Raw genomic sequence first — 16,494 nt, 5'->3', positions numbered from 1 at the left:
GCATGGTCTCCACGCATCCCGCAGAGGGGTGGAGCAGGCGATGATCGAGATCAGCTTCGGCAAACTGGTGTTGCTGGCGTTGATCGCGTTGATCGTGCTCGGCCCCGAGAAACTGCCCGGCGCGGCGCGTACCGCCGGCGCCTTGCTGCGTCGCGTGCGCAATGGCTGGGACAGCGTGCGCGCCGAAGTGGAGCGTGAGCTGGAAGTGGAAGAAATTCGCCGCACCGCGCGTGAGGCTGCGGCGCAGGCCGAGGCCGTGCAGAAGGAAGTCGAGGCCGGCGTGAAGCAGGTGCGCGAGCCGCTGGATGAAGCCGTGGCCACGATGAAGTCTGCTGGCGCGCCCGCGGTGGATGCGGCTTCTGGCGGGACGCCGGAGTCGCCTGCGGCGCTGGTCGCGGACGGCGTCGCCGGCACCGACGAGGCGCAAGCCCAGTTGCCTTTGGGCGAGCCCGCCGCCGAGCCCGTCCCTCAGCCCGCCGCGCGGGAGCCGGAGTCATCGCATGGCCGAGCCTGAATCGAACCTGGGCGACGACCTGCAGCAAGGCCTGTTTTCGCACCTGCTGGAACTGCGTTCGCGCTTGATGAAATGCGTGGCCACCGTGCTGATCGTGCTGGTGGCGCTGGTGCCGTTCGCCAACCGTCTCTACAGCGAGCTGGCCGCGCCGTTGGTGGCGCGCCTGCCGCACGGTGCGCACCTGATCGCAACGCAGGTCACCAGCCCGTTCCTCACCCCGCTGAAGCTGGCGTTCTACGCCGCGTTGTTCATCGGCATGCCGGTGATCCTGTACCAGCTGTGGGCCTTCGTCAGCCCCGGTCTGTACAAGCATGAAAAACGATTGGCGCGGCCGCTGCTGGTGGCCGCGATGGCACTGTTCTATCTCGGCTGCGCCTTCGCGTATTTCCTGGTGTTGCCGGCGGCGTTCCGCTTCCTCACGGCGGTGACGCCGCAGGGCGTGGAGATGATGACCGACATCACGCATTACCTCGATTTCGTGATGCTGATGTTCTTCGCCTTCGGCCTGTGTTTCGAGGTGCCGGTGGCCGTGGTGATCCTGGCCGCAGTGGGTGTGGTCGACCTGCCGAAACTGCGCAACGCGCGGCGCTACGCCATCGTCGGCGCATTCGCCATCTCTGCCCTGATCACCCCGCCGGACATCACCTCGATGATCATGCTGGCCATCCCGATGTGCCTGCTCTACGAGCTGGGCCTGCTGGCCGTGCGCTGGCTGGTGCCGGCTCGGGTGGTGGGGGCATCGGACGAGATGGAGTGAGTCTGCGCCGGGTTTGATCGGATGGGCCCCGTGTACCGTTCATGCTGAGCGTAGCGCCGCAGGCGCGAAGTCGAAGCACTGAGGCAATACCCTTCGACTCCGCGCCTGCGGCGCTACGCTCAGGGCGAACGGGAATCGAGGACTCCGGTCGAGCGGATGGTGATGGCTTTCCCTTCTCCCTGTGGGAGAAGGTGGCGCGCAGCGACGGATGCGGGTACGGGCGGGGCGAGTCCTTGCAGGCTTGGCGGACGCCTCATTGCCGCGCTCTGGCCGAGCCCTCACCCCAACCCCTTTCACCGCCAAGAGGGTTTCCTGAGAGGCACCGTGGGAGGACTGTTCGTGACGGGGCCACGCGTTACCGCGAGCACCCGCCCCTCACCTCAATCCTCTCCTCGCTCCTCAAAGCCGACGCCATCCATGGCGTCTCCCCGCGTACCCCATTGGGGAGAGGAGGCGAATGCGGGAAGCGCTTTTACTTGGTTGAAGCAGCGTGATTCAGCGCCAGCCCCTTGAGGATGTTCAACGCTTGCGACAGCGCGTAGTCCTGCGTGGCCAGCTTGGTGCTCTGCGCGCTGCCGTCGTTGTCGATATTGCCGTTGCCATCGGCGTTCTGGTTGGCCAGGTGGTGCGGCAGGTCAGCTTCGGAATTGATCGGCATGGCGGGGGTGTCGGCCACGCTGGCGGTGAGGTCGCCCAGGGCGATGTCGGGCTTGATGCCTTCGGCCTGGATCGAGGTGCCGTTGGGCGTGTAGTAACGCGCAGTGGTGATCTTCACCGCGTGGTCGGCGTCCAGCGGCAGCACGGTCTGCACCACGCCTTTGCCGAAGGTGCGCTGGCCCACGATCAAGGCGCGGTGGTTGTCCTTCAGGGCGCCGGAGACGATCTCGGCCGCCGAGGCGGTGCCGTTGTTGACCAGGTCCACCATCGGTGCGCCGTTCAGCAGGTCGCCCGGATGGGCCGAGAAGCTGAGGTTGGCGTCGCGCAAGCGGCCGCGCATGGTCACGATGGTGCCGGAATTCAGGAAGTCGTCGCTGACCGCCACGGCGGCGGTCACCAGGCCGCCGGGGTTGTTGCGCAGATCGAGGATGGCGCCTTTCTGCGGGCCGTTCTTGGCGATCAGCTCACCCAGCTTTTTCTCCAGGTCGGTAGCCGTGTCGTCCTGGAACTGGCTGATGCGGATATAGGCGTAACCCGGTTCCAGCTCGCGCACCTTTACGCTGCTGACGGTGATCAGCTGGCGGGTAAGCGTCATGTCCACCGGCTTGTCGCTCTTGGCATGCAGGATCGACAGCGCGATCTTGCTGCCGGGCTTGCCGCGCAGTTCCTGGAACAGGTCGTCGATATTGTCGGCGTCGACCAGTTTGCCGTTGACCTTGAGGATGATGTCGCCCGGCTTGATGCCGGCGCGGGCGGCGGGCGTGTCGTCGATTGGCGTGACGATGCGCAGCACGCCGTTGTCCTCCAGCACCTCGATGCCCAGGCCGCTGTACTGGCCGCTGGTGTCCTCGTCCAGATCCTGCAGGCCCTGCTTGTCGAGATAGGCGCTGTGCGGGTCGAGGTTGGCCAGCATGCCCTTGATCGCGTCGTTCATCAGCGCCTTGTTGCCCACGGGTTCGACGTAGGCCTGGCGGATGATTTCGTAGACGCGGGCGAAGCGGCGGATGTCGTCCGTGTCGACCTGGTTGCCTGTCGCGCTGGAGCTGGCGGATGCCGGGGCATTGCTGCTGGCGGCGGGCGCCGGGCCGGTCTGTGCAAACGTGAGCGGCGAGGCCAGCAGCAGGGCGATTAGGCTGAAGGGGGAAAACCGCATGGAACGACTCCGCGAACTGAAGGGGGCAGCATCCGGCTTGGACCACCGGCAAGCGCTGAAATTCAACGGGCCGAAGGATGGGGAGCCGAAACTACGCCATCCTAGCCGGTGATGGTGCTGGCGTGGCGTCAACGTTGTTGTCGCAGCCACGAACGCGGGTTGACCGGCTTGCGGTTGTGACGCAGTTCGAAATACACGCCGGTGCTGCTGCTGGTGCTGGGCAGGGCGGTGCCCAGCACGGTGCCGGCCTTCACCGCGTCGCCCACGTTGTGCAGCAGGGTTTCGTTGTTGCCGTACATGCTCATCCAGCCATTGCCGTGGTTGACGATGATGAGCAGGCCGTAGCCGCGCAGGAAGTGCGCGTAGACGACGCGGCCGGCGGCCACCGCGTGCACTTCGCTGCCGGCCGGCGCCGCGATCAGCACGCCGTTGCCGTAGTCGTGCACCGGGCCGGATGCCGGCCATGGCAAATTGCCGCGGGTGTTGGCGATCTTGCCCGCCGGCACGCCGGTTTCGTGGCGGCCTGCCTTGGCGGCTTCCGCGGCGGCGCGGGCGGCCTCGTCGATGGCCTTCTGCAGTTTGTCGAGCAACTGGTTCAGCGATTGCTCGTTCTGCTTCATCGCCGCCAGTTTCTGGCCCTGGCTCTTGTATTGCGCGTTGACCTCGCTGGCCAGCTTCTGCTGCGCGGCGCGTTGCTGGCGCAAGGTCCTGGCCTGTGCCTCGCGCTGGGCGCGGACGGCTTGCAGCGCCTGCTGCTCGGCGGTGATGGAGGCCTCCAGCGCCTGCAGTTTGGCCAGGTCATCCATCAGCTGGTTGACCTTCTTCACGCGATCCTGCTGGAAGTACTTCGAATACGTCAGCGCGCGCGCGATGCGGGCAACGTCCTCGCCACCCAGCAGCACCCGCATGTCGGTGCCGTGGCCGAGGGCGTAGGTGGCGCGCAGCAGGTCGGCGATCGCCGCACGCTGGTCGTGCAATTTCTGCTGCAGATCGTTGCGCTGCTGCTGCAACTGGTCGAGCTGCTGCTGCTTGGCGGCGATCTGGGCGTCGGTTTCGCGGACCGCCTTGGCGGCGGCGGCCAGGGCATTGGCCTGCTTGGCCAGGGCGGCGTCAAGCGTGTCCCGTTTCGCGGCGGTTTGCGCCTGCTCCTGCGCCAGCGCCTTCATCTTGTCGCGAATCTCGGCCAGCTTCTTCTGCGCCTGGGCCTGCTCGGCCTGGGGCTTGTCGGTCTGGCGTGCGGCAACGGGCCGCGCGAAGGCGGTGCAGGCGAGCAGGGCCGCGAAGGCGAGGGAGGTGGAGCGGAGCATCGTGGGCTTGGGCATGCGGGGATTATCACCGAGCCGCGGCGCGGCCGCGAGCCGGGCGCGACGGTACGCCGAATCACGGGTCTGCTGCCCTGTTTGGCCGTGAGCGGCGTTTGCACCGGATCGGGCTGTTGCATGCGGTGAATCCACCCGGATGGCTGTGCCTTCACGCAGAAGATTCATCGAGGGCCGGCATTGCCTCGATCGGGAAAGCGGATCAGTGGTGGTCGCGAGGGAAAGTGGACGCCCCCTGTGCTTTCGATGAGTCGTGGCAATTAGAAGGCTATACGTCCAAATAAAGATTTTTTGCGGCCTGTTTTTTCGTCAGCTTCGCGAAGGTTTTCGTAAAGAAAATGTATGCCATTCGTAATGGACTTGTGAAGACATGGTCGAGATGTTACGAATGTCGCCGCAGGAAGCTGCTATCCCCGCTCAAGCGGCTGCCTGTACCCACCGAAGGGATCCCCCGTTCCCCTTCAAAGCCGGTCCCCTCCGGTGCATCCACGCAAAACAATTCGAGCGAATCGTAGTGTCTCCCTTTTGGGGTGGAGGTTATTTCGATGAATCGCAACAAGCTTTCGCTTGCCCTGGCCGCGTTGCTGCTGACGCCCGCCATTGGCGCTGTCCATGCACAAAGCACGTCGTCATCCAGTTCCGGCACACAAGACCAGAACGGCACGTCGGTGCAGAACGCCAAGCAGATGCAAACCATCACCGTCACCGGTTCGGCGCTGCCGCGCATCGACGTGGAGACGCCCTCGCCGGTGACCGTGATCACCGCGAAGCAGATCGCTCGCAGCGGCCTGACCACGCTGTCCGACGTGGTACGCGCGGTATCGGCCGACAACAGCGGCTCGGTCCCGAATGCCTTCAGCAACGGCTTCGCCGCCGGCTCGTCCGGCGTGGCGCTGCGCGGCCTTACCGTGAATTCCACGCTGGTGCTGATCGACGGCCATCGCAACGCCAATTACCCGGTGTCCGACGACGGCCAACGTTCGTTCGTGGACCTGAACACCATTCCGCTGGCGGCGGTCGAGCGCATCGAAGTGCTGAAGGACGGCGCCTCGTCGCTGTACGGCGCCGATGCGATCGCCGGCGTGGTCAACATCATCCTGCGCCGCAGTTTCCAGGGCGTGGAAGCCACGGCTGACGTGGGCACCTCGCAACATGGCGGCGGCTTCACTCGCAAGGCCACTTTCCTGGCCGGTGGCGGCGATCTGGAAAAGGATCACTACAACGCCTACCTGAGCGTGCAATACCAGAAAGACAACCCGATCATGGCCAGCCAGCGTAGCTTCCCGTACAACACGGGCGACCTCAGCTCGCTGGGCGGGCCAGGCCTGGGCGGTGCGCCCGGGCATGCGGCCGGTACCGACGGAGCGATCCGCCCGAATACCGCCGGCAGCCTGTGGCAGCCCTTGCACGGTTGCACCACCGGGCCACTGGTCACCGATCCCACCAAGGGCAGCTGGTGCCGTTACGATGCGAAAAACCGTTACGCGCAGGTGCAGCCGGCGATGGAGCAGGGCGGCATCTACAGCCGCTTCACGGTCAAGTTGAACGACACCACCACCGCGTATCTGTCGGCCAGCTACAACGAGGCCAAGACCACCACCCGGGGCGCACCTCGTTCGATCCAGAGCAGCACGCCGAACAACACCAACAACATCGCGTTGCCGGTGGGCAATCCGTCCAACCCGTTCGCGGTGCCGGCGCTGATCAGTTACAACTTCGGCGATATCCCGGTCGGCTTCAATTACGACAACCACAATGCGCGCATCGTGGGTGACGTGTCTGGCCAGGTGGGCGAATGGAACTACGACGCCGCGCTGGTGCTCAACCACGAGTGGCTGGATTCGACCCAGCAGGGTTACATCAGCTATGCGGCACTGATGGATGCCGTCGCCAAGGGCACCTACAACTTTGCCAATCCGTCGGCCAACTCGGCGGCGATTCGCTCGGCATTGGCGCCGGGCTACAACAAGACCTCGACCAGCGACCTGGATACGCTGGACCTCAGCGCCAACCGCGAGCTGTGGGACCTGCCGGGTGGCCCGATGGGCCTGGGCATCGGTGCGCAGATCCGGCATGAAGCGCAGAACGATCCCACCCTCAACCCGAACTTCGAGTTCCAGGGCCTGGGTAACGCGCAGACCAAGGGCAGCCGCGAAGTCAGCGGCATCTACGCCGAAGTGGACATGCCGCTGCTCGACTCGCTGGAGGTGGATGCTTCCGGTCGTTTCGACCATTACACCGACGCGGGCAACAACTTCTCGCCCAAGATCGGCTTCAAGTACAAGGCCACCGACTGGCTGGCCTTCCGCGGTACCTACTCGAAGGGCTTCCGGGCGCCGTCGTTCGCCGAGAACGGCTCCAGCTCGACCCAGGGCTTCGTCACGCACACGCCGCCGCCGGCCTTCCAGACGGCGCACGGCAATGATGCCTACGTGCTGCCGTACAGCCTTTCCGAATACACGCTGGCGAACAAGAACATCAAGCCGGAGAAGGCGCGCAGCTTCACCTTCGGCGTGGTGCTGCAGCCGACCAGCTGGCTGAATGCCTCGGTCGACTACTACAACATCAAGAAGACGAACAACATCGTGGCGGCCGATACGTCTTCGGCGCTGGCCAACTACTACGCGGGCCTGCCGCAGGCACCCGGCGTGACGGTGATCCCCGATCTGCCCGATCCGGATCATCCGGGTGCGCTGGCGCGGCCGTCCGAAATCATCGGCTCGTACCTCAACGCCAACTCGCTGAAGACCACCGGTATCGACGTGGACCTGCAGGCCCATTTCGAGTTTGCCAACAACTGGCAGTACATCAGCGAGCTGACCGGGACGCAGATCTTCCAGTGGAAGGAAACCCTGGCCGATGGTTCCACGCAGTCCTACGTGGGTACCCAGGGGCCGTACAACCTGTCGTCCGGTGCGGGTACGCCGCGCAGCCGCGCCTCGTGGTCGAACACGCTGGTAGCCGGTCCGCTGACCGTCACGGGCACGCTGTATTACACCAGCGGCTACAAGGAGATTGCCGCGGACGTGGGCACGCTCGGCTTGTATAACGGGGATTGCCTGTCCACCACGCCCGGCGGCTTGAACTTCCCGTCGAGCTGCAGCGTCGGCGCGTTCTACGACTTCGATCTCACCGGCAGCTATGCGTTCAACGATCACTTCAGCCTGACGGCGTCGGTGATGAACGCGTTCGACCGCAAGCCGCCATTCGATCCGGCGAACTACGCGGGTGGTGGCCTCAACTACAACCCGACCTGGTCGCAGGCGGGTCTGGTCGGCCGCTTCTACAACCTGGGCGTGAAGGTGAAGTTCTAGCCAAACAGGCGGTTTTTACCGCGTCTGACACGGCGCGCCGGCTTGCCGGCGCGCCGTGTGCTTTATGCCGTATGCGACTAGCGCAACGCTGGCCGTGACGCGCAATGTCGCCGAGAATGCAGACTCCTGGCCCGCACGACATGCACGTAACCCGATTCGCGACGTGTGCCGAGATGCAGGCGTTTCGAACACGGATCGAGGAGACAGATGCGATGCGCATGGGCCTGGCCGCCAATCAACTGCACCACAGTCACGACGATGGCGCGCTGTTCCGCTGGCTGCGCGCCTGCGAGGCAGGCATCCGCGAATTGAAACTCGGCCTGCACGCCGTGGGGCGCACGCATGACGCGATCGTGCGCGCGAACATGCTGGTGGGCTACGCGCCGCTGCGCCGCTATCCGTATGGCCGCGAAGGCGGCCTGATGAAACTGGTGGCCGAAGTGGTGGGGCTGGACGAGACGGAACGCACGCTGGACGGGGCGATCTACCTGATCGATCCGGTCGATCCGTCCTCGGTGTTTCCCGAGGCGGTGGCACTGAAGCGACAATGCGTGATCCACGCCAAACCGTTCATTTCCACCGTGGCCTCGGCCCGCGACTGGGTGGAGATGGAACGCATCCATGCGGGGCTGGCGCCCGATCCCGGCGCCGACGATTTGTATGCAACGCAGACACGCACGCTGGCGCTGATTGCCCACGATGCGATGAAACCGCAGATGCTGGCCTACGCCGCGGAGCACTTCGACCTGCTGTCGCGTTTCGCCCGTCGCGTGGCCACCGGCACCACCGGCCAGCGCCTCAACGAGCTGGCCTGGAGTCGCGGCTGGCCGGAAGGCCAACAGTGGGTGGACCGCTACCAGAGCGGCCCGATGGGCGGTGACGCGCAGATTGCCGACCTGGTGCTGGAGCGCCGCTGCCAGCGTGCGATCTTCTTCGAGGATCCGCACGTGGCACGTCAGCACGAGGCCGATATCCAGTTGCTCGAACGCGCGGTGACCACGCGCACCGATGAAACCGTGTGCATGACCTCGCCGCGCGTGGCGGCGCGCTGGGCCGAAGCGGCGCGGGTCAGAAGCGAGAAGTGAGTGGAGAGGAGTGAGAAGTGAGAGAGAGCAAGATCGTGCAAGGTGACGTTTCCGTGCGGGAATCCGAGATGAGTCGCGCTGGCATGCCGCGCGCGGCACTCTCACTCCTCACTCCTCTCCACTCACGCCTGCCCTCATGTGCCTGATCGCCTTCGCCTGGCAAGCACATCCGCGCTGGCGTCTGCTGCTGGCGGGCAATCGCGACGAATTCCACGCGCGGCCCAGTGCACCGCTGGCGCGTTGGGACGACTTGCCGATCATCGCCGGCCGCGACCTGCAGGCCGGCGGTACCTGGCTGGGTGTGACCGGGGATGGACGTTGCGGCGTGGTGACCAATGTGCGCGATCCGCGTGACCCGCAGCGGGGTCAGTCGCGGGGACTGCTGCTGACCGATTATCTGGGTGGAAGTGCCGACGCTGCCACGCATGCCGAAGCGTTGCGCGCCTGCGCAGCCGACTATCGCCCGTTCAACCTGCTTACCTTCGATGCGCACGACGCGTTTTATCTCGGCAATCGTCCCGAGGCGCGTGCGCAGGCAGTAACCCCGGGTGTGCACGGCCTATCCAATGCGGACTTCAATACCCCGTGGCCGAAGACGCGGGCCTTGATGCAACGGCTGCAGCGATGGACGACATCCGCCGATGCCGACGATTTTGCGCCGCTGTTCGCCGCGCTGGCCGATGAACATCAGGCCCCGGACGACGAATTGCCGGACACCGGCGTGGGGCTGGAACGCGAGCGAATGCTGTCACCGGCCTTCATTCGCGGCGAACACTACGGCACCCGCGCCAGCACGGTCGTGGCGATCGGCCATGATGACCGCGGTGTGATCGTGGAACGACGCTTCGGGCCGCATGGACGCTTCGATGGCGAAACCCGTCTCGTGTTGCCGTAGGAGCACCCTGCTCGCAAGGGACTTCCTAGGAGCGTGGGCGGCAGAAATCTTCCGGGCTGCAAAAGTGGCTGCGTGGTCCATATTTCCATCACTTCTTGGCCCATAGAACCACTATGGGCCGGCGAATCGTCGAAAATCTGTCCTCACGCAGCCATTTTTTCGCCTCGAAAGTTTCTACCGCCCACGCTCCTAGGGTCGCGCGCGAAAGGCTTTCGCGGTATCGAGCCAAAAGCATTCGCGCACAGGGTGCGCTCCTACACGTATCGGCTGACATGCCGGGCGGTCGGTGCGGCACAGGCCTACGCCGTTGGTCGCCCGTCCCGCCTGTCGCCCGTCCCGGGCATCGCATAGCGTGAGGTTTCATGGACGCAGCGGGAGCGCGAGATGCGCAGGGAACGGCAGGGATGGGTGTTTTGTGTATTGATGGCGGTGGCGCAGGTCGCCTTGGCAGGCAGCTGTCCGGCCTGGTCGCCCACGCAGGCAAAGCAGGAGCTGGCCGCGCTGCACGACCGGCTCGATCGCTGGAATCATGACTACCGCGTCAATGGCCAGTCGGCGGTGGACGACGCGGTCTACGACCAGTCGCTGGCGCGGCTCGCGCAATGGTCGCGCTGCTTTCCCGAACAGGCACCGCCGATGCCCAGACATCTGGCCGATGCCAGCGGCACCGTTCGCGCGCCGGTGGCGCAGACCGGGTTGGCCAAATTGCCGGATGCAAAAGCGCTGGCGGCCTGGATGCGCGCTCGTGGCAACCGCGACTTGTGGGTACAGCCGAAAGCCGATGGCGTGGCGGTGACCCTGGTCTATGCGGATGGCCGCTTGCAGCAGGCGATCAGTCGCGGCGATGGCGTGCACGGTTCGGACTGGACCGCCAAGGCCATGCGCATCGCGGCGATCCCGAAGCAACTGCTGCACGCGCCGGCGCGCGTCATCCTGCAGGGCGAGATCTACTGGCGGCTGGCCGATCACGTGCAATCGCGCGATGGTGGCGTCAACGCGCGTTCGGCGGTGGCCGGGGCGCTGGCGCGCGCGGTGTTGGACGATGTGACCGCCGCGCATATCGGCCTGTTCGTGTGGGACTGGCCCAATGGTCCGGCGGACATGCCGGCGCGCTTGGCCGGCATGCGGGCGATGGGACTGGGCGACAGCGCGGACTACACGCATCCGGTGACTTCCATCGATGAGGTCGAGCGCTGGCGCACGCAGTGGTATCGCCACCCGATGCCGTTCGCCGCCGATGGCACGGTCGTGCGCCAGGGTCATCGCCCACCCGGCCCGCAATGGGAGCCCGCGCCACCGGCGTGGGCGGTAGCGTGGAAGTATCCCGCCGCGCAGGCCTTGGCCGAGGTGCGCGCCGTCGACTTCACCCTCGGACGCACGGGGCGCATCACGCCGGTGCTCGAACTGGTCCCGGTGCAACTGGGCGACCATCGCGTGCAGCGGGTCGGCGTGGGTTCGCTGCGGCGCTGGCGTGAGCTGGATATCCGCCCGGGGGACCAGGTGGAGATTGCGCTGGCCGGTCTCACCATTCCACGGCTGCAGGCGGTGGTGTGGCGAACGGCACAACGCGCCCCGGTCGAGGTGCCCGATCCGCATGCGCATGATGCTGCCACCTGCTGGCAGGTCGCGCCGGACTGCCGGCGCCAATTCCTCGCGCGGCTGGAATGGTTGGGAAGTCGGCAAGGCCTGCAATTCAGTGGCGTGGGCACGGCCACGTGGCAGGCGCTGATCGACGCCGGGAAGGTGCGCCACCTGCTCGACTGGCTGGCGCTGACGCCGGAACAATTGGCCAGCGTGCCGGGCATCGGTGCCGGTCGCGCAGAGGCCATTGCGCACACCTTTGCCAGTGCGCGCCAGCACTCGTTTGCACGATGGCTGCATGCGCTGGGCCTGCCCGGCCGCATACCGCCTGAAGCAGACAACTGGAAAGTGCTGCAATCGCGAAGGCTTGCCGATTGGCGGGCGACAGGCATGAGCGCGAGTCGCGCACGACGACTACTGGCGTTCGTCCACCAGCCGGCCATGCAGGCGTTGGCGGTGCAATTGCATGGTGCTGGCGTGCAGGGATTCTGAGCGTGGGTGCGATGGCGCGCCGGGCTGCATCGCGCGTTGACGTCAGTTCTTCAGCTCGCCATCCACATAGTACCAGCGGCCATCCTCGCGCACGAAATGGCTGAGCTCGTGCTGGCGTTGTGCGCGGCCGCCACCGAGCCGGTAGCGGGCGATGAATTCGACCGTGGCGTGGTCGTCGTCAATCAGCCGACCGTCGCGGATTTCCAGTCCCAGCCAGGTGGGCTGCGGGTGTTGCGAAGCCAGTCGCAGCGAGGCGGGGCGCGTTTCGGCGTGCCAGGTGGCCAGCAGGTAGTCCTCGCGTTGCAGCACGTAGGCGCTGTAGCGCGAGCGCATCAGTTGCTCGGCACTCGTGGCCGCGGCGCCGTCGTGCAGCGGGCCACAGCAGGTGGTGTAACCGGAAGGGTTTCCGCACGGGCACGGTGTCAGGGTATCGATCGATCGCATGCCGTCTTTTTACCGCGAAGTCGGCATGCCGTGTTGCACGGCGATCATCGCGAGGCCCGAAAGCCTCTCAGGCCGGTCGCCCACGCAACACGCGTGCGGGCAACATCAACACCGCGCCAAGAAAGGCGAACACCGCACCCACGGTGATCCCGACCAGCCGAAGGGGCAGGCACAGCAGCCACACGATCGGGTACATCACCAAGGCCAGCAACGCGAGTGGCCAGCAGAATACCAGCAACAACATCCAGAGCAGGAAAGCAGCCATGTGGCGACCTCGTGGAAGGAGTGCTGCGGACTCTAGCGCAGTGATGTCGCTGCGTACATGAGCGCCCAGGTAGGCCCGCGCCGACAGACGCACCGCCGTGTCCACATTTACACTTTGCAGGGAATGGCATCTGGAGTCCGGCGTCAGGTCGAACAGCGCTCCACGCAAGACCCGGTGCTCGACATTTGGCAACGTGAGAATCATTGAACATGGGATTTGACAGCATCTGGCACTTGTTGATTCTGGTTATCGTGCTGGCCGTGCCGGTGGCGATCATCGTGCTGATCGTGCGATTGGTGCGGGGCCTGTCGCGACGAGCCGGCCCGGGCCCATCCACCGAAGCGCGGCTGCGGGAGCTGGCATCCTTGAAAGCGCGCGGTCTGGTGACCGAAGCAGAATACGAGCGGCAACGCCGTGCCATTATTGGCGATGTCTAGGAGCGTGGGCGGCCGAAATCTCAGGCCATCGGGTTCACGCCGATCAGCGCCTGGTGCAACCAGAATGCGAATATCGCCCAGACCACCACGCCGATCAGCACGGTCGTCACATCCCCGCGCAGGGTGCCGGCGGGATAGGTCGTGCCGGTGAGGCGATCGCGTCGGCGCAATACGGCGAACAGCGCGATGGCCCATGCCAGCAGCGCGCCGAACAGCACCACGTCGCGCAGCATGCCGGTGGCCAGCAGGTGGCCGAGAGCCCACACCTTGACCGCCAGCAGCATCGGGTGACCCAGTCTGGCCTTGATCCGGTTGCGTGGCACATAGGCCGCGGCAAGCAGTACGAAGGCGACGAGGGTGAACAGCGCATTGAGATGGCGCAGCCACATCGGCGGTATGTACAGCAGTGCGGGGTGCTGCCGCGCCAGTCCGAAGCCCCAGATCAGCACCACGAAACCGATGATCGAGACGGTGGCATACAGGCCCTTCCAGGGCAGCACGCCCAGGCGGGCAACCTGTTTTTCGCGCCAGTCGGGGACGAAGATGCGCACCGAATGCATGCCCAGGAAAATCACCAGGCCGAGAATCAGCATGGACATCGCGGAGCTCCGATAGCGGCAATGAAGGCCGAGTATAGGCGGCTTGCGTACGCGGCGTTCGCGACCTGTTGCAGGAAGGCGGAAAGCGCCGTTCTGTGGTCTTTCAAGCCGGCAAGCTCGTTCTGACTGGGGTGCCTGCGAGGATCGCGTGCGTTGGTCGGGTTGGGCGACCGGTGCCCCTCTCCAGGATGCCTCGATGTTTCCTGGGCTAGTCAGGTGGCGACTTCAACCCGAACAACCAGCGCCACCGCGTCAGGGTGCACAAACAGTGGGGCAGCGTGGGGCGACGGTCGCCACGCGTCGCCCGCACGCAGCGTGCCCTCGGCGCTGGCTATCATGCCGCGTGCGCAATACACCAGCACCACGGCATCATCGAGCGCGAGGATGCCGGCATCCCGACAGGCGCGGACGTCACCACGGGCTCGCGAACGCCGCACCATCAGGTTGAAGTCGCGGGTGGGGCCGCCAGCCAGGGTCACCGCGACCTGCGCCTCGCCGGCAAAGGCAAACGATGCGCATGGTGTGGTGAGTGCATGCGTGCGCTCACCATCCAGCGTCATGCCGAAGCCGTCGCCGTCGAGCAGGGTGATGACACGGTCGATGCCGGGAAAGATCGAGAACGGCGCGGCGCTGTCCACCTCGGCCACGCTGATGCGCCACAGAAAATCGTCCATGCCTGCGTTGGACGGATGGACGGCTATTTCGTGGGTACGGCCGAGGCCATTTTTCCATGGCTGGGCGAGGCAATCATCGAGGCGAATGATGGGCATGGAGGGTCAGCTCACGGTGCGGAAGGCGTTGCTTTTCTTCTCCCCCTGCGTGCAGGGGGCGATGGTTCGAGACGGTGATCATGTCACCCGCTCGATGACCCGTTCGAACGGCGGCAGCGCGCGCAGCATGCCCGCGCCATAGCGCTTGGTGACCACGCGGCGGTCCAGCAGCACGATGCGTCCGGTGTCGGTTTCGTTGCGGATCAGGCGGCCGCAATACTGGGTCAGCAGGCGCGTGGCTTCGGGCACGCTGACCTCGATGAACGGGTTGCGTCCGCGCGATTCCAGCCACTCGGCGTAGGTGGCGCCGACCGGGTCGGTGGGCACCGCGAACGGCAGCTGGGTGATGACCACGGTCTCGCACAGCTTGCCGGGGAGGTCGACGCCTTCGCCGAACGAGGCCAGTCCGAATAGCGTGCTGCCCTTGCCGGATTCGATGTCGGCGCTGTGTTCGGCCAGCAATTGCGCCTTGGCCAGCGAGCCCTGCGCGCGCACCTTGCGCACCTTGTCGATCGGCAGACGCTGCAGCACGCGGTCGAGCTTGGCGCGCGAGGTGAACAACACCAGGTTGCCGGCATCCCAGTCGAGATATTCGGCCAGCCAGTCGCTGATTTCCTGCGCGTGCTCTTCGCGTGCGTCGGGCATCGAGCGCATCAGCGGCACTTCCAGCCGTGCCTGGGCGGAGAGATCAAACGGCGAGGGCAGGCTCAGCGTCACCGCATCATCGGGCAGACCCACCGCATCGGCGAAACCGCGGAAATTGCCGCCGGCGCTGAGCGTGGCCGAGGTCAGTACCACGCCGCTGGCGTTGCCCCACAGTACGGTGCGCAGCAGGCCGCCGGCGGAAACCGCCGAGGCGTGGCAGACCAGTTGCTGGTCGCCGCCCAGCGTGACCCAGCGCGCCAGCGGCGGGGCGTTGTCGGGATCGTCGCTGGCCCAGGCGCGCCAGCAGGCGGCTTGTTTGCCAATGCGTTCCAGGGCCATGCCCAGCTCGCGCGACAAGGCTTCCTGGGTCGGGCCGCCGTCGGTCATCTCGACGATCGCGCGGCGCACGGCGGTCAGCCAGCGCTGCACTTCGCCGGTGAGCAGGCTGAGCATGCGTGCGTGTTCTACCCATGCCTCCGGAAGCTGGCCGAGCGAGCCGCGATACATCGGCTCGTTTTCGCCCGGATCGGGCAGCCAGCCGAGGCGGATGGTTTTTTCCAGCTCTTCCAGCGCGTCGCTGAGCTCTTGCAGCTTGGCGTCGCCGACATCCAGCGTGAGCTTGCCCAGCACTTCCTTGTCGGTCAGCGAATACGCCGCATGCACCTGCCGGCCGAGCCGGCTCAGCTGGCGCACGGTGGCGTTCATGTAGACCTCGGAGGTGCCGCGATCGATCGCCTTGCCGGGCACGTGATGGCCTTCGTCGAAGATGTACAGCGTCTCGTCCGGACGCGGCAGGATCACGCCGCCCCAGCCTTCGTCCTCACCGGGCATGGTGAGGTCGGCCAGCACCAGGTCCTGGTTGGCCACGATGATTTCGGCATCTTCCACCGCACGGCGTGCACTGAAGAACGGGCAGGTCATGAAGAAGCCGCACTTGCGGTTGGTGCAGCCACCGGCGCTGGTGGTGAGCATGGGGCGAAGCAGGTCGCTGACCGGTTCCGGCGCACTATCCATGTCGCCGTTCCACTCGCCGCTGTCGAAGCTGGCACCAAGCTGGGCCAGCGCCTGCTTGTCGCGTGGTTGCGGCGGCTTGGCCCACAGCGCCAGGTCGGCGTCGAAGCCGGCCAGTCCCATCTGGCCCGAGTCGTTCATGCTGTTGCGGGCCATGGCCAGGTTGCGCGGGCACAGATAGCGGCCGCGCCCCTTGGCCAGCGCCACTTTCGCCTCGATACCGTTGAGCTTGAGGTAGAGCGGAATGTCGCGCTGGACCAGCTGTTCCTGCAGCGCCACGGTGGCGGTGGCGATCAGCAGCTTCTTTTTCTGGAAGCGCGCGACTTCCACGCCGGCGATCAGGTAAGCCATCGACTTGCCGGTGCCGGTCGGCGCCTCGATCGCCGCCGCGCCGCCACTGCGGCTGAGCGCCTTGGCCACCTCGGCAATCATCTTGCCTTGCGAGCCGCGTGCGCGAAAACCCGGCAAACCGTCTTTCAGGCGGGCATAGGCGGCGCGGATGGCGTCCTTGGTTGTGTCGGTAAGCATCCGGCCATTGTCCCACGGCCGGAGCGGT

Annotated in this window: 14 protein-coding genes; 7 read left to right on the top strand and 7 right to left on the bottom strand. The window is 65.8% G+C overall.

Translation table 11 applies throughout. The features are described from left to right. Positions 1–40: 40 nt before the first annotated feature. Complete coding sequence (gene tatB, locus AB7849_RS04595) at positions 41–514, top strand: Sec-independent protein translocase protein TatB (protein WP_008215888.1); 474 nt, start codon at positions 41–43, stop codon at positions 512–514. Then, positions 501–1,271, top strand: coding sequence for a twin-arginine translocase subunit TatC (gene tatC, locus AB7849_RS04590; protein ID WP_008215890.1), 771 nt, complete (start codon positions 501–503; stop codon positions 1,269–1,271). Before tatB ends, tatC begins: the two co-directional genes overlap by 14 nt. Before the next feature lie 472 nt (positions 1,272–1,743). On the opposite strand, the gene AB7849_RS04585 is transcribed toward tatC, so the two are convergent. Both AB7849_RS04585 and AB7849_RS04580 read right to left on the bottom strand, forming a co-directional pair. Then, on the bottom strand, positions 1,744–3,081 hold the full coding sequence (locus AB7849_RS04585) for a S41 family peptidase (RefSeq protein ID WP_008215892.1): 1,338 nt from the start codon (positions 3,079–3,081) through the stop codon (positions 1,744–1,746). A 128-nt stretch (positions 3,082–3,209) separates the two neighbouring features. Beyond that, on the bottom strand, positions 3,210–4,403 hold the full coding sequence (locus tag AB7849_RS04580; protein ID WP_008215893.1) for a murein hydrolase activator EnvC family protein: 1,194 nt from the start codon (positions 4,401–4,403) through the stop codon (positions 3,210–3,212). A 542-nt stretch (positions 4,404–4,945) separates the two neighbouring features. On the opposite strand from AB7849_RS04580, the gene AB7849_RS04575 reads away from it, so the two are divergent. The 4 genes from AB7849_RS04575 to ligB all read left to right on the top strand — a co-directional run bounded on the left by AB7849_RS04575 (position 4,946) and on the right by ligB (position 11,767). Continuing rightward, positions 4,946–7,714, top strand: a complete 2,769-nt coding sequence (locus tag AB7849_RS04575; RefSeq protein WP_369500644.1) for a TonB-dependent receptor — start codon at positions 4,946–4,948, stop codon at positions 7,712–7,714. Between the two features lie 212 nt (positions 7,715–7,926). Continuing rightward, positions 7,927–8,799: a methylglyoxal synthase gene (locus tag AB7849_RS04570; RefSeq protein WP_008215895.1), complete on the top strand. Its 873-nt coding sequence runs from the start codon at positions 7,927–7,929 to the stop codon at positions 8,797–8,799. Positions 8,800–8,935: 136 nt separating this feature from the next. Continuing rightward, on the top strand, positions 8,936–9,694 hold the full coding sequence (locus tag AB7849_RS04565; RefSeq protein WP_008215897.1) for an NRDE family protein: 759 nt from the start codon (positions 8,936–8,938) through the stop codon (positions 9,692–9,694). Between the two features lie 384 nt (positions 9,695–10,078). After that, positions 10,079–11,767 (top strand): NAD-dependent DNA ligase LigB, encoded by a 1,689-nt coding sequence (ligB, locus tag AB7849_RS04560; RefSeq protein ID WP_037102469.1) that lies wholly within the window; start codon positions 10,079–10,081, stop codon positions 11,765–11,767. Positions 11,768–11,809: 42 nt separating this feature from the next. Here ligB and AB7849_RS04555 read toward each other — a convergent pair whose 3' ends face one another. After that, entirely contained in the window at positions 11,810–12,211 is a 402-nt protein-coding gene (locus AB7849_RS04555) for a YchJ family protein (RefSeq protein WP_008216523.1), read from the bottom strand. A 67-nt stretch (positions 12,212–12,278) separates the two neighbouring features. After that, positions 12,279–12,476, bottom strand: a complete 198-nt coding sequence (locus AB7849_RS04550; protein WP_008216524.1) for a hypothetical protein — start codon at positions 12,474–12,476, stop codon at positions 12,279–12,281. Between the two features lie 209 nt (positions 12,477–12,685). Between AB7849_RS04550 and AB7849_RS04545 the strand changes: the two genes are divergently transcribed. Further along, positions 12,686–12,913 (top strand): SHOCT domain-containing protein, encoded by a 228-nt coding sequence (locus AB7849_RS04545; protein ID WP_037102472.1) that lies wholly within the window; start codon positions 12,686–12,688, stop codon positions 12,911–12,913. Positions 12,914–12,933: 20 nt separating this feature from the next. Here the strand turns inward: AB7849_RS04545 and AB7849_RS04540 are convergent, their stop codons facing one another. The 3 genes from AB7849_RS04540 to dinG form a co-directional block, all read right to left on the bottom strand. Further along, positions 12,934–13,512, bottom strand: a complete 579-nt coding sequence (locus AB7849_RS04540; RefSeq protein ID WP_092701319.1) for an NnrU family protein — start codon at positions 13,510–13,512, stop codon at positions 12,934–12,936. A gap of 212 nt (positions 13,513–13,724) precedes the next feature. Further along, the gene (locus AB7849_RS04535) at positions 13,725–14,282 is read right to left on the bottom strand and encodes a HutD/Ves family protein (protein ID WP_008216529.1); all 558 of its coding nucleotides are present in this window, start codon (positions 14,280–14,282) and stop codon (positions 13,725–13,727) included. Between the two features lie 78 nt (positions 14,283–14,360). Further along, on the bottom strand, positions 14,361–16,466 hold the full coding sequence (gene dinG / locus AB7849_RS04530) for an ATP-dependent DNA helicase DinG (RefSeq protein WP_008216531.1): 2,106 nt from the start codon (positions 16,464–16,466) through the stop codon (positions 14,361–14,363). Positions 16,467–16,494 lie beyond the last annotated feature (28 nt).

Source organism: Rhodanobacter sp. FW021-MT20 (genome assembly GCF_041107475.1).
Taxonomy (GTDB): domain Bacteria; phylum Pseudomonadota; class Gammaproteobacteria; order Xanthomonadales; family Rhodanobacteraceae; genus Rhodanobacter_A; species Rhodanobacter_A glycinis.
The sequence above is the reverse complement of the archived record's forward strand: the minus strand, read 5'-3'. Positions and strand labels throughout refer to the sequence as shown.

Excerpts from the sequence above, each read along its gene's own strand:
- tatB (WP_008215888.1), top strand. The coding sequence starts at position 41 with ATGATCGAGATCAGCTTCGGCAAACTGGTGTTGCTGGCGTTGATCGCG.
- tatC (WP_008215890.1), top strand. The coding sequence starts at position 501 with ATGGCCGAGCCTGAATCGAACCTGGGCGACGACCTGCAGCAAGGCCTG.
- AB7849_RS04585 (WP_008215892.1), bottom strand. The coding sequence starts at position 3,081 with ATGCGGTTTTCCCCCTTCAGCCTAATCGCCCTGCTGCTGGCCTCGCCG.
- AB7849_RS04580 (WP_008215893.1), bottom strand. The coding sequence starts at position 4,403 with ATGCCCAAGCCCACGATGCTCCGCTCCACCTCCCTCGCCTTCGCGGCC.
- AB7849_RS04575 (WP_369500644.1), top strand. The coding sequence starts at position 4,946 with ATGAATCGCAACAAGCTTTCGCTTGCCCTGGCCGCGTTGCTGCTGACG.
- AB7849_RS04570 (WP_008215895.1), top strand. The coding sequence starts at position 7,927 with ATGCGCATGGGCCTGGCCGCCAATCAACTGCACCACAGTCACGACGAT.
- AB7849_RS04565 (WP_008215897.1), top strand. The coding sequence starts at position 8,936 with ATGTGCCTGATCGCCTTCGCCTGGCAAGCACATCCGCGCTGGCGTCTG.
- ligB (WP_037102469.1), top strand. The coding sequence starts at position 10,079 with ATGCGCAGGGAACGGCAGGGATGGGTGTTTTGTGTATTGATGGCGGTG.
- AB7849_RS04555 (WP_008216523.1), bottom strand. The coding sequence starts at position 12,211 with ATGCGATCGATCGATACCCTGACACCGTGCCCGTGCGGAAACCCTTCC.
- AB7849_RS04550 (WP_008216524.1), bottom strand. The coding sequence starts at position 12,476 with ATGGCTGCTTTCCTGCTCTGGATGTTGTTGCTGGTATTCTGCTGGCCA.
- AB7849_RS04545 (WP_037102472.1), top strand. The coding sequence starts at position 12,686 with ATGGGATTTGACAGCATCTGGCACTTGTTGATTCTGGTTATCGTGCTG.
- AB7849_RS04540 (WP_092701319.1), bottom strand. The coding sequence starts at position 13,512 with ATGTCCATGCTGATTCTCGGCCTGGTGATTTTCCTGGGCATGCATTCG.
- AB7849_RS04535 (WP_008216529.1), bottom strand. The coding sequence starts at position 14,282 with ATGCCCATCATTCGCCTCGATGATTGCCTCGCCCAGCCATGGAAAAAT.
- dinG (WP_008216531.1), bottom strand. The coding sequence starts at position 16,466 with ATGCTTACCGACACAACCAAGGACGCCATCCGCGCCGCCTATGCCCGC.